Below are 12,318 nucleotides of genomic sequence, written 5' to 3'. Positions count from 1 at the left end.
CGGAACGACAACAGAACCTTCTTTCGCCGCGATTTCACGCACCTGGTCCAGATACGGGTTGTTTTCAAAACCGTCTTCGTTGACGTTAGCGATGTACATCGTCGGTTTCAACGTCAGGAAGCTCAGGTAACGAATAGCTGCTTTTTCTTCTGCGCTTAAATCCAGCGCGCGCAGCATACCTGCGTTTTCCAGTTGGGGCAGGCATTTTTCCAGTACCGCCAGCTCGGCTTTCGCGTCTTTATCGCCACCTTTGGCTTTTTTCTGTACGCGGTGAATCGCACGTTCACAGGTGTCGAGATCCGCCAGAGCAAGCTCGGTATTGATAACGTCAATATCGTCTGCCGGGTTAACTTTGCCGGAAACGTGAATGATGTTGTCATTTTCAAAGCAGCGAACAACGTGACCGATCGCTTCGGTTTCACGGATGTTGGTCAGGAACTGGTTACCCAGACCTTCGCCTTTCGACGCGCCTTTTACCAGGCCAGCGATATCGACAAACTCCATGGTCGTGGGAAGCGTACGCTGCGGTTTTACGATTTCAGCCAGTTGATCCAGACGCGGATCGGGCATTGGCACAACGCCTGTGTTCGGCTCGATGGTGCAGAATGGAAAGTTGGCCGCTTCAATACCGGCTTTGGTCAGCGCGTTGAACAGGGTAGATTTCCCGACGTTGGGCAAACCGACGATACCGCATTTGAATCCCATGATTTAAATCACCTTAATATCTTAATAATCAACCTGTTATCGTAAACAGATTGTAGAAATGGAAATAACTCTGCCTATTATACACGGCACGCGGCAAAAATGCCGCAGACAACGACTTATTGCGCTTTAAAGGCGTGCAATCGGTTCGTTGCTTTGGTCAAGCCATCTGTAAACCACATTTCAGTACAACGTGCCGCTTCGTCGATGGCTTCATCAATTAACTTCTGTTCACTAACAGGAGGTTTGCCTAACACAAACCCGACAACTTTGTTTTTATCGCCCGGATGACCGATTCCAATGCGTAAACGGTGAAAGTTAGGGTTATTACCCAATTTACTGATGATGTCTTTCAGTCCATTGTGACCACCATGACCGCCGCCCAACTTAAATTTGGCGACGCCAGGGGGCAGATCCAGCTCGTCATGGGCGACCATAATTTCGTCCGGATTAATGCGGAAAAAACTGGCCATCGCCGCGACGGCTTTGCCGCTGAGATTCATAAATGTGGTCGGGACTAACAGGCGGACATCTTCGCCTCCAAGGGTAACTCGCGAGGTATAACCAAAGAATTTAGCTTCTTCGCGCAAGGGAGCGCGCAAACGCTCCGCCAGTAAGTCAACGAACCAGGCGCCAGCATTGTGTCGCGTTGCGGCGTATTCAGCGCCGGGGTTCGCCAGGCCGACAATCAATTTAATCGTCACGTTTTTTGTCCTGAGTGAGTGCATAACTGGCGCGTAGTTTACTGGTTGTGGCCTCGCTTGACAAAAAACAGCACCTTATACGCAGACAACATAATAATTGCCTCTGCGAACTATTAGAAAGTCAGGATGTTCAGGCGTTTATTTGTAAAGTTTTGTTGAAATAAGGGTTGTAATTGTGATCACGCCCGCACATAACCTACAGGGTGTTGTCTATACTTTACACATAAGGAAGAGGGGGATTCCCTGTTACAACCCAGAAAGTTCCGGAGGTGACACATGAAACGCAAAAACGCTTCGTTACTCGGTAACGTGCTCATGGGGTTGGGTCTGGTGGTCATGGTGGTCGGCGTGGGGTATTCAATCCTCAACCAGTTACCACAGTTTAATATGCCCCAGTATTTCGCACATGGTGCAGTGCTGAGTATTTTCGTCGGTGCCATTCTCTGGCTGGCGGGTGCCCGTGTTGGCGGGCATGAACAGGTGTGCGACCGTTACTGGTGGGTTCGTCATTATGACAAACGTTGCCGCCGTAACGATAATCGTCGTCATAGTTAACGCATAATGCAGTTTGCTGACCAGTCAGTTTGTGCTGACTGGTCAATTTAATGCCTTTCTTACAGATCAGCCATTGCTGCGCTGCGATTCGGGAAGAATGCCAGGCGTCCAGGGATCGGTTGAATACCAGAACGAGCCATGGTGCGCAGTGGCTGGAACTCCACATTACACACCCGCAGTTCACATCCTTCAGGCAGGCGCTTCACAAAACGCTGGAACGCATCAAGGCCACCGGCATCAAGAACCGGAACTGCATCCCACTTCAGAATAACAATTCGTTTGCCTTCCAGACGTGATTCAAGATCGGTGAATAAGCCTTCAGCCGCAGCGAAAAACAGCGGACCAATAACGCGCAGAACCAGTACATCCTCAGGAACATCTACCGCCACGGGTGCCAGACGAGTCATACGGGCGATACGGCGCATAAACAGCAGCGATGCCAGTACGATACCCACACTGATGGCAATAACCATATCAAACAGCACGGTCAGCGACATGCAAAGCAGCATGACGATGATGTCATCTTTCGGCGCATGGCGCAGCAAGTCGACCACTTTGTGTGCTTCACTCATGTTCCACGCCACCATCAATAGCAGGGCAGCCATGGCGGAAAGCGGCAGCCAGGAGAGCAGCGGTGCCAGTACCAGCAGAGCGAGAATAACCAGAATAGAGTGGATCACCGCCGAGATAGGGGAAGTTGCACCGGCACGGACGTTAGCGGCAGAACGCGCGATGGCAGCTGTAGCGGTAATACCACCAAAGAACGGAGCGATGATATTCCCCAGCCCCTGACCGACCAGTTCGCTGTTCGCCTTGTGTTTCGTCCCGGTCATGCCATCCAGTACCACCGCGCAGAGCAGAGATTCGATTGCGCCGAGCATTGCCATTGAGAATGCCGCAGGCAGCAGTGTGCGAATAGAATCCCAGGTTAGTGTGAATTCTGAATCGGGGAGATCCCACGGCAGTACCAGTTGCGGCAGCAGTTGCGGAATACCATTACCCTGGGAACCATCGGCCAGAATGTAGTGGAATTGCGAGCCGATGGTAGCAACATGTCCACCGAGCAGGTTAACAATGCCCATCACCGCACAACCAGCCAGCAAGGCCGGAAGATGACCAGGTAAACGAATGCCCAGACGCGGCCAGAAAACCAGAATGCCAAGCGTCACAATGCCAATGGCAGCATCACCCACATTAATGGTGGGCAGCGCCATAAATAATGCGCCGACTTTTTGCAGATAATGTTCCGGGACATGTGCCATTTGCAGACCGAGAAAATCTTTAATCTGCATCGTACCGATGGTGATCCCGATACCCGAAGTGAAGCCTAAGGTAACGGAAACCGGGATATACTCAATCAGGCGCCCGAAGCGCGCCAGCCCCATCAGGATCAAAAAGATCCCGGACAACAACGTCGCAACCAGCAGGCCTGCCAGTCCAAACTGTTGCGAAACGGGATAGAGAATTACCACAAATGCCGCAGTTGGACCGGAAACGCTAAAACGCGACCCCCCCGTCAGAGCAATGACAATCCCTGCAACAGCAGCGGTATATAAACCGTACTGTGGAGCCACGCCACTACCAATTGCCAACGCCATCGCCAGCGGAATAGCAATAATCCCGACGGTAATCCCGGCAATCAGGTCACGGGTAAACCGTGCGGCAGTGTATTTTTCTTTCCAGCAAGCGTCGATCAGAGCGCGGAAAGGCATCACATGTGAGGAGAATATTTTGTTCACAATAATGTTTCATCCGTGAGCGCATCATCTGTCAACTAAATGGCAGGTGAAGGAGGCATAGGTCATACAAATGGATATTACAGACAAAAAAACCCGCCGCAGCGGGTCTTTGAGCCGGGTTCGATTAATGTTCGAACATAGCAGAGATCGATTCTTCGTTGCTGATACGACGAATCGCTTCGGCCAGCATACCTGACAGAGTCAGAGTACGCACGTTCGGCAGTGATTTGATTTCATCGCTCAGCGGAATAGTATCGCAGACAACGACTTCATCAATTACAGAGTTACGCAGGTTGTTCGCCGCGTTGCCAGAGAAGATCGGGTGAGTCGCGTACGCAAATACACGTTTAGCACCACGTTCTTTCAGAGCTTCAGCAGCTTTACACAGCGTACCGCCAGTGTCGATCATATCATCGACCAGTACGCAGTCACGACCTGCAACGTCACCGATGATATGCATCACCTGGGAAACGTTCGCACGCGGACGACGTTTATCGATGATTGCCATATCGGTATCGTTCAGCAGCTTAGCGATAGCGCGGGCACGCACAACGCCGCCGATGTCCGGAGAAACCACAATCGGGTTATCCAGATTCAGCTGCAGCATGTCTTCCAGCAGGATCGGGCTACCAAATACGTTATCAACCGGAACGTCGAAGAAACCCTGAATCTGTTCAGCGTGCAGATCCACTGTCAGCACACGGTCAACACCGACGCTGGAGAGGAAGTCTGCAACCACTTTCGCAGTGATTGGCACACGAGCGGAACGGACGCGACGGTCCTGGCGCGCATAGCCAAAGTAGGGGATAACAGCGGTGATACGACCTGCGGAAGCACGACGCAGGGCATCAACCATCACGACTAATTCCATCAGGTTGTCGTTAGTAGGGGCACAAGTGGACTGGATGATGAAAATATCACCACCGCGTACATTTTCATTGATTTGTACACTGACTTCGCCGTCGCTAAAGCGACCTACAGCGGCGTCGCCGAGTGAAGTGTACAGGCGGTTGGCAATACGTTGTGCTAGTTCCGGGGTGGCGTTACCAGCAAAAAGCTTCATATCAGGCACGAGAAGAACCTCAGGCATGCGTCCATTGGTGGAAAGAATCTGCCGAAAACTGTGCGGGCCAGGCAATATTCTTTCCAGGCGGTGTATTAAAGAGCGCGATGCAACGTCTGGAACAAGGTGACGTTGTCACCGAAACTCAGCTTGCCCGGCTTAAAGCATGGCTCTGTGCAATGGGGAAAGATTAACACCTTTCGCCACAAAGCCATTGAGCCATTCCGGGGCTTGCTCTAGCACCTGGCGGGCTTCAGACTCTGTATCAAATTCAGCAAAGACACAGGCTCCTGTCCCAGTCAGGCGCGACGGGGCGTATTCTAACAGCCAGGAAAGCACCGCATCAACCTCGCGAAAACGTTTTCTTGCGATAACCTCGCAATCATTACCGAATTCACATTTTAGCAACGTATCAATTGACCTTTTCGGCGTGTTGCGCGGGAGTTCAGGATCTTTAAAAATCACCGGTGTCGGAATACTTACACCAGGGTGTGCCACCAGATACCATTTCTCCGGTGGATTCACTGGCGTTAATATTTCGCCAACCCCTTCAGCAAACGCGGCATGACCGCGTACAAAGACAGGAACATCTGCGCCCAACGTCAGACCCTGTTCCGCCAGTTCATCAATACTTAGCCCGCATTGCCAGAGATGATTTAACGCCACCAGCACAGTCGCGGCATTCGATGAACCACCGCCCAGGCCGCCGCCCATCGGCAAACGCTTGTCAATGCTGATATTTGCACCGCTCCCCGCCGGAAGACGCCCGCTGTCTGCCGCTGTTTTCATCAACAACCGTGCTGCGCGAACGATCAGGTTATCTTCGTGCTCCACGCCTTCAACGGGCGTTAACAGACGAATATCCCCATCGTCACGAAGTTCAATGCTGATGGTGTCGCCGTAATCAAGAAACTGAAACAGCGTTTGCAGCGTGTGGTAACCGTCCGCTCGCTGACCGGTAATGTATAAGAACAGATTAAGTTTTGCCGGAGAGGGCCACTGTGTCCGCATTATTTCACTATCCAGTTATCCATTTTTAACTTGATGCGCTGACCACCGTCGGTGAGTTCCATATTGGCTGGCATCGCAGGTTGCGTTTTGGTGTCATAACCACCGTATACGACTTTCCAGTTTTTGCCGTTCTGGCTGTAGGTGATTTCGCTCAGGCGGTACTGGTCGTCCAGTTTGTAGTCGGTTGCATCACCAGGCAAACCTAAAATCCACTGGCGCAAACTGTTGAGCGGAATCGGCATTCCTGTCAATTTGCCAATCATCTCTTCGGCGTCATCGGCGGTGTAACGCTGACCTTTGTTATCTACCAGCTGCACGTTACCCGGCTGAGCATTCAGCTCCAGTTCGGTGCTTCCCAATGGGTTGGTCAGCAGCAGACGGTAGCGATCCTGGCCAGTTTGCTGCCAGAAGAAGCGGGCATACACTTTCTGCTGGTCAGAAATATACGCAAATGCACCGCGTGTCTGATACTGGTTGAGGTTACGAACCTCTTGCTGATGCTGACGCCACTGCGGGGAGTCCGGGCTTTTGCCGGGGCCTTTTGGTGTGGTAACGGAACAGGCAGTGAGCACGAGGGCAGCCAGCGGTAGCAGGCGGATAAAGCGAAAATCGGGCAGGGGCATGATAATGACAAGTCCTTGAGATACGTTGCAGTTATAACCCTTAATGCTAGCGTTACCGTCCGCTATCGTCTATGTTCAAGTTGTCTTAATTGCCAGAATCTAACGGCTTTTGGCAATTACTCCAAAAGGGGGCGCTCTCTTTTATTGATCTCACGCATCCTGTATGATGCGAGCAGACTAACCATATCAACGTTGGTATTATTTCCCGCAGACATGACCCTTTTAGCACTCGGTATTAACCATAAAACGGCACCTGTATCGCTACGAGAACGTGTATCGTTTTCGCCGGACAAGCTCGATCAGGCGCTTGACAGCCTGCTCGCGCAGCCGATGGTGCAGGGCGGCGTGGTGCTGTCGACGTGTAACCGCACAGAACTTTATCTTAGCGTTGAAGAGCAGGATAACCTGCAAGAGGCGCTCATTCGCTGGTTGTGCGATTACCACAATCTCAACGAAGAAGATCTGCGTAATAGCCTCTACTGGCATCAGGATAACGACGCGGTTAGCCATTTAATGCGTGTTGCCAGTGGCCTGGATTCACTGGTTCTGGGGGAGCCGCAGATCCTCGGTCAGGTGAAAAAAGCGTTTGCCGATTCGCAAAAAGGCCATATGAAGGCCAGCGAACTGGAACGCATGTTCCAGAAATCTTTCTCTGTAGCGAAGCGCGTTCGCACTGAAACGGATATTGGCGCCAGTGCTGTGTCTGTCGCTTTTGCGGCTTGTACGCTGGCGCGGCAGATCTTTGAATCGCTTTCTACGGTGACGGTATTGCTGGTTGGTGCGGGCGAAACCATCGAACTGGTGGCGCGTCATCTGCGCGAACACAAAGTGCAGAAGATGATTATCGCCAATCGTACTCGCGAACGAGCCCAAATCCTGGCAGATGAAGTCGGCGCAGAAGTGATTGCATTGAGCGATATCGACGAACGTCTGCGCGAAGCCGATATCATCATTAGTTCCACTGCAAGCCCGTTACCGATTATCGGTAAAGGTATGGTGGAGCGCGCATTAAAAAGCCGTCGCAACCAACCGATGCTGTTGGTGGATATTGCCGTTCCGCGCGATGTCGAACCGGAAGTCGGAAAACTGGCGAATGCCTACCTTTATAGCGTTGACGATCTGCAAAGCATCATTTCGCATAACCTGGCGCAGCGTAAAGCCGCCGCAGTTGAAGCGGAAACTATCGTCGCTCAGGAAACCAGCGAATTTATGGCGTGGCTGCGCGCGCAAAGCGCCAGCGAAACTATTCGCGATTATCGCAGTCAGGCAGAGCAGGTTCGCGATGAGTTAACCGCCAAAGCGTTAGCAGCCCTTGAACAGGGCGGCGACGCGCAAGCCATTATGCAGGATCTGGCATGGAAACTGACTAACCGCCTGATCCATGCGCCAACGAAATCACTTCAACAGGCTGCCCGTGACGGGGATAACGAACGCCTGAATATTCTGCGCGACAGCCTCGGGCTGGAGTAGCAGTACATCATTTTCTTTTTTACAGGGTGCATTTACGCCTATGAAGCCTTCTATCGTTGCCAAACTGGAAGCCCTGCATGAACGCCATGAAGAAGTTCAGGCGCTGCTGGGTGATGCGCAAACCATCGCTGACCAGGAACGTTTTCGCGCATTATCTCGTGAATATGCGCAGTTAAGTGATGTTTCGCGCTGTTTCACCGACTGGCAACAGGTTCAGGAAGATATCGAAACCGCACAGATGATGCTCGACGATCCTGAAATGCGTGAGATGGCGCAGGATGAACTGCGTGAAGCTAAAGAAAAAAGCGAACAACTGGAACAACAACTTCAGGTTCTCTTGCTGCCAAAAGATCCTGATGACGAACGCAACGCCTTTCTCGAAGTGCGTGCCGGAACTGGTGGTGATGAAGCCGCATTATTTGCAGGCGATCTGTTCCGTATGTATAGCCGTTACGCAGAAGCCCGTCGCTGGCGCGTGGAAATCATGAGCGCCAGCGAGGGCGAGCATGGTGGCTATAAAGAGATCATCGCCAAAATCAGTGGCGATGGTGTGTATGGTCGCCTGAAATTCGAATCTGGCGGTCATCGCGTGCAGCGTGTTCCTGCTACGGAATCGCAGGGTCGTATTCATACTTCTGCTTGTACCGTTGCGGTAATGCCAGAGCTGCCTGACGCAGAACTGCCGGACATCAACCCGGCAGATTTGCGCATTGATACTTTCCGCTCTTCAGGGGCAGGGGGGCAGCACGTTAACACCACCGATTCGGCAATCCGTATTACTCACTTACCAACCGGTATTGTTGTTGAATGTCAGGACGAACGTTCACAACATAAAAACAAAGCTAAAGCACTTTCTGTACTTGGTGCTCGCATCCACGCAGCAGAAATGGCAAAACGCCAGCAGGCGGAGGCGTCTACCCGTCGTAACCTGCTGGGCAGTGGCGATCGCAGCGATCGTAATCGTACCTACAACTTCCCGCAGGGGCGCGTCACTGACCACCGTATCAACCTGACGCTCTACCGTCTGGATGAAGTGATGGAAGGTAAGCTGGATATGCTAATTGAACCGATTATCCAGGAACATCAGGCTGACCAACTGGCGGCGTTGTCCGAGCAAGAATAATGGAATATCAACACTGGTTACGTGACGCAATAACCCAACTTCAGGCGAGCGAAAGCCCACGGCGCGATGCTGAAATCCTGCTGGAGCATGTTACCGGCAAGGGGCGTACTTTTATTCTCGCCTTTGGCGAAACGCAGCTGACTGACGCGCAGTGTGAGCAACTCGACGTACTGCTGGCGCGTCGTCGTGCAGGTGAACCTATTGCTCATTTAACCGGTGTGCGTGAATTTTGGTCGTTGCCGTTATTTGTTTCGCCAGCGACCTTAATTCCCCGTCCTGACACGGAATGTCTGGTGGAGCAGGCACTGGATCGGTTACCTGAACAGTCTTGCCGTATTCTCGATCTCGGTACGGGCACCGGGGCAATTGCGCTGGCGCTGGCCAGCGAGCGTCCAGATTGCGAGGTAACCGCCGTTGACCGAATGCCGGATGCCGTTGCCCTTGCGAAGCGTAATGCGCAGCATCTGGCGATTAAAAATATCCATATCCTGCAAAGCGACTGGTTTAGTGCGCTTGGCGAGCAGCAGTTTGCGATGATTGTCAGCAATCCGCCATATATCGACGAGCAGGATCCCCATCTTCAACAAGGCGATGTCCGCTTTGAGCCGCTGTCGGCATTGGTGGCGGCAGACAGCGGTATGGCGGATATCGTGCACATCATCCAAAAGTCACGTAACATGCTAATATCTGGCGGATTTCTGCTTCTGGAACATGGCTGGCAGCAAGGGGAAGTGGTTCGACAGGCATTTATTCAGGCGGGTTATCGTGATGTCGAAACCTGCCGGGACTACGGTGATAACGAGCGCGTGACGCTTGGTCGCTATTATCGATGACTAGTTTTACTACGCTGCTTAGCGTTCATCTCATTAGCGTTGCGCTTTCTGTTGGGCTATTAACCTTACGTTTCTGGCTACGTTATCAGGAGCATCCTCAGGCATTTGCTCGCTGGACGCGCATTGCGCCGCCGGTTATTGACACGGTGTTATTGTTAAGCGGCGTGGCGCTAATGGCTAAAGCGCACATCCTGCCATTTTCCGGGCAGGCACAATGGCTGACTGAAAAGCTGTTTGGAGTTATCATTTATATCGTTTTGGGTTTTATTGCTCTCGATTATCGTCGGGTGCACAGTCAGCAGGTGCGCATTATTGCCTTCCCGCTGGCGCTGGTGGTGCTGTACATCATCATTAAACTCGCCACCACAAAAGTACCGTTACTGGGGTAAGTCATGAGATCGTTAGCTGATTTCGAATTTAATAAAGCGCCGCTGTGCGAAGGCATGATCCTGGCTTGCGAAGCAATCCGCCGCGATTTTCCCTCGCAAGATGTATACGACGAACTGGAGCGTCTCGTTAATCTGGCGAAGGAAGAAATTAGCCAGCTTCTGCCTTTAGAAGAGCAGCTGGAAAAATTGATCGCGCTGTTTTACGGCGAATGGGGATTTAAAGCCTCACGCGGTGTTTATCGTCTTTCCGATGCACTATGGTTGGATCAGGTGTTAAAAAATCGGCAGGGCAGTGCGGTATCATTAGGCGCCGTTTTGGTGTGGGTCGCTAATCGTCTCGATTTGCCGCTGATGCCGGTGATTTTCCCGACGCAGCTTATATTGCGCATTGAATGTCCGGATGGCGAAATTTGGTTGATTAACCCTTTTAACGGTGAATCGTTAAGCGAACATATGCTGGATGTATGGTTAAAGGGAAATATCAGCCCGTCGGCGGAACTGTTTTATGAAGACCTGGATGAAGCCGATAACATTGAGGTTATCCGCAAACTATTGGATACGCTGAAAGCGTCGCTGATGGAAGAAAATCAGATGGAACTGGCATTACGCACCAGCGAGGCCTTATTACAGTTCAACCCTGAAGATCCGTATGAAATTCGCGATCGTGGGTTGATTTACGCGCAACTGGATTGCGAACACGTTGCGTTAAATGATTTAAGTTATTTCGTTGAACAGTGTCCGGAAGACCCGATCAGCGAAATGATTCGTGCGCAAATTAATAACATCGCGCATAAACATATTGTGCTGCATTAATTAATCGACATTTTACTTAAGATTAAGGCGATCCTATGAAACAAAAAGTGGTTAGCATTGGCGACATCAACGTAGCAAATGACCTGCCGTTCGTGCTGTTTGGCGGTATGAACGTGCTGGAATCTCGCGATCTGGCGATGCGCATTTGCGAACACTACGTAACCGTGACCCAGAAACTGGGTATCCCTTACGTGTTCAAAGCCTCTTTTGACAAAGCCAACCGCTCCTCTATCCACTCTTATCGTGGACCGGGCCTGGAAGAAGGGATGAAAATCTTCCAGGAATTGAAGCAAACTTTTGGCGTGAAAATTATCACCGACGTTCACGAACCAAGCCAGGCACAGCCAGTTGCTGATGTTGTGGATGTGATCCAGTTACCGGCATTTCTCGCTCGTCAGACTGACCTGGTGGAAGCCATGGCGAAAACCGGTGCGGTAATTAACGTCAAAAAACCGCAGTTTGTCAGCCCGGGTCAGATGGGTAACATCGTTGATAAATTCAAAGAAGGCGGCAACGATAAAGTGATTCTTTGCGATCGCGGCGCTAACTTTGGCTACGACAACCTGGTTGTCGATATGCTGGGTTTCAGCATTATGAAGAAAGTGTCTGGTAACTCGCCGGTGATTTTCGACGTGACCCACGCACTGCAATGCCGCGATCCGTTTGGCGCAGCTTCCGGCGGTCGTCGTGCTCAGGTGGCTGAGCTGGCACGAGCCGGTATGGCGGTAGGTCTGGCGGGGCTGTTTATTGAAGCTCATCCGGATCCGGAACATGCGAAATGTGATGGCCCATCCGCGCTGCCGCTGGCTAAACTGGAACCGTTCCTCAAGCAGATGAAAGCGATTGATGATCTGGTGAAAGGTTTCGAAGAACTGGATACCAGCAAGTAATCTTTTTTGCTTGAAAAATAAAGTCTTAGCGTTCTGCGTTAAGACTTTTTTCATGGGTGCCAGATACAAAAAAGGCCACAGGCTGTTACCCCTGCGGCCGGTTTCGGGCGCATATTGCCATCACGGCAGCCTGACGCCCGTTTTCGCCTTACTTCCGGTTACGCCACCAGCTGACAATCGCTGCGGTAATAATTCCCGCCAGGATCGGTGCTGCCAGGTCGTGCCAGAAAATCATGGCAAACTGCGCGAGCGTCATATAGCCGCCTTGTTGTAATGACAACATTTTGCGGCTATTCTTGAATTGTTGATGGTTCAAAATTAGCCCCCGTTCTGTTGTCAGGTTTTACCTCTCAACGTGCGGGGGTTTTCTCTTTCCAGCAACCAATGCCACCAGGGATAAAGC

Annotated in this window: 14 protein-coding genes; 7 read left to right on the top strand and 7 right to left on the bottom strand. The window is 51.6% G+C overall.

Translation table 11 applies throughout. The features are described 5' to 3' along the window. Together ychF and pth are read right to left on the bottom strand one after the other, a co-directional pair. Nucleotides 1-705: redox-regulated ATPase YchF (ychF, locus tag EQY_RS0111125; protein ID WP_000505859.1), on the bottom strand; the 705-nt coding region annotated here is incomplete at its 3' end. Between the two features lie 116 nt (nucleotides 706-821). Next, entirely contained in the window at nucleotides 822-1,406 is a 585-nt protein-coding gene (gene pth / locus EQY_RS0111120) for an aminoacyl-tRNA hydrolase (RefSeq protein WP_000152943.1), read from the bottom strand. A gap of 276 nt (nucleotides 1,407-1,682) precedes the next feature. Between pth and ychH the strand changes: the two genes are divergently transcribed. Next, the gene (gene ychH, locus EQY_RS0111115) at nucleotides 1,683-1,961 is read left to right on the top strand and encodes a stress-induced protein YchH (protein ID WP_000823884.1); all 279 of its coding nucleotides are present in this window, start codon (nucleotides 1,683-1,685) and stop codon (nucleotides 1,959-1,961) included. Nucleotides 1,962-2,020: 59 nt separating this feature from the next. Here ychH and dauA read toward each other — a convergent pair whose 3' ends face one another. From dauA to lolB, 4 genes are all read right to left on the bottom strand, one after another. Then, a complete protein-coding gene (gene dauA / locus EQY_RS0111110) occupies nucleotides 2,021-3,700 on the bottom strand; it encodes a C4-dicarboxylic acid transporter DauA (protein WP_001033339.1) in 1,680 nt (559 codons plus the stop codon). Between the two features lie 124 nt (nucleotides 3,701-3,824). Then, nucleotides 3,825-4,772 carry a ribose-phosphate diphosphokinase gene (gene prs, locus EQY_RS0111105; RefSeq protein WP_001298109.1) on the bottom strand — a complete coding sequence of 316 codons (948 nt, stop codon included), beginning with the start codon at nucleotides 4,770-4,772 and terminating at the stop codon, nucleotides 3,825-3,827. Nucleotides 4,773-4,922: 150 nt separating this feature from the next. Further along, a complete protein-coding gene (gene ispE / locus EQY_RS0111100) occupies nucleotides 4,923-5,774 on the bottom strand; it encodes a 4-(cytidine 5'-diphospho)-2-C-methyl-D-erythritol kinase (RefSeq protein ID WP_001260321.1) in 852 nt (283 codons plus the stop codon). Then, the gene (gene lolB, locus EQY_RS0111095; RefSeq protein WP_001130680.1) at nucleotides 5,774-6,397 is read right to left on the bottom strand and encodes a lipoprotein insertase outer membrane protein LolB; all 624 of its coding nucleotides are present in this window, start codon (nucleotides 6,395-6,397) and stop codon (nucleotides 5,774-5,776) included. Before lolB ends, ispE begins: the two co-directional genes overlap by 1 nt. Nucleotides 6,398-6,610: 213 nt before the next feature. Between lolB and hemA the strand changes: the two genes are divergently transcribed. The 6 genes from hemA to kdsA are packed head-to-tail and all read left to right on the top strand — an operon-like array spanning nucleotide 6,611 to nucleotide 11,915. Then, nucleotides 6,611-7,867 (top strand): glutamyl-tRNA reductase, encoded by a 1,257-nt coding sequence (hemA, locus tag EQY_RS0111090; protein ID WP_010346781.1) that lies wholly within the window; start codon nucleotides 6,611-6,613, stop codon nucleotides 7,865-7,867. A 40-nt stretch (nucleotides 7,868-7,907) separates the two neighbouring features. Continuing rightward, nucleotides 7,908-8,990, top strand: coding sequence for a peptide chain release factor 1 (gene prfA, locus EQY_RS0111085; RefSeq protein WP_000804726.1), 1,083 nt, complete (start codon nucleotides 7,908-7,910; stop codon nucleotides 8,988-8,990). Further along, on the top strand, nucleotides 8,990-9,823 hold the full coding sequence (prmC, locus tag EQY_RS0111080; protein WP_000456439.1) for a peptide chain release factor N(5)-glutamine methyltransferase: 834 nt from the start codon (nucleotides 8,990-8,992) through the stop codon (nucleotides 9,821-9,823). Before prfA ends, prmC begins: the two co-directional genes overlap by 1 nt. Next, complete coding sequence (sirB2, locus tag EQY_RS0111075) at nucleotides 9,820-10,212, top strand: invasion regulator SirB2 (RefSeq protein WP_000200410.1); 393 nt, start codon at nucleotides 9,820-9,822, stop codon at nucleotides 10,210-10,212. The genes prmC and sirB2 overlap by 4 nt, the downstream gene beginning before the upstream one ends. A 3-nt stretch (nucleotides 10,213-10,215) precedes the next feature. Beyond that, nucleotides 10,216-11,025 carry an invasion regulator SirB1 gene (gene sirB1 / locus EQY_RS0111070; RefSeq protein WP_001257033.1) on the top strand — a complete coding sequence of 270 codons (810 nt, stop codon included), beginning with the start codon at nucleotides 10,216-10,218 and terminating at the stop codon, nucleotides 11,023-11,025. Between the two features lie 35 nt (nucleotides 11,026-11,060). Beyond that, a complete protein-coding gene (gene kdsA / locus EQY_RS0111065; protein ID WP_000811058.1) occupies nucleotides 11,061-11,915 on the top strand; it encodes a 3-deoxy-8-phosphooctulonate synthase in 855 nt (284 codons plus the stop codon). A gap of 148 nt (nucleotides 11,916-12,063) precedes the next feature. Here kdsA and EQY_RS0111060 read toward each other — a convergent pair whose 3' ends face one another. Continuing rightward, nucleotides 12,064-12,171: a type I toxin-antitoxin system toxin Ldr family protein gene (locus EQY_RS0111060; protein ID WP_000170955.1), complete on the bottom strand. Its 108-nt coding sequence runs from the start codon at nucleotides 12,169-12,171 to the stop codon at nucleotides 12,064-12,066. Nucleotides 12,172-12,318 lie beyond the last annotated feature (147 nt).

Source organism: Escherichia sp. TW14182, assembly GCF_000208525.1.
GTDB classification, from domain to species: Bacteria; Pseudomonadota; Gammaproteobacteria; order Enterobacterales; family Enterobacteriaceae; genus Escherichia; species Escherichia ruysiae.
The sequence above is the reverse complement of the archived record's forward strand: the minus strand, read 5'-3'. Positions and strand labels throughout refer to the sequence as shown.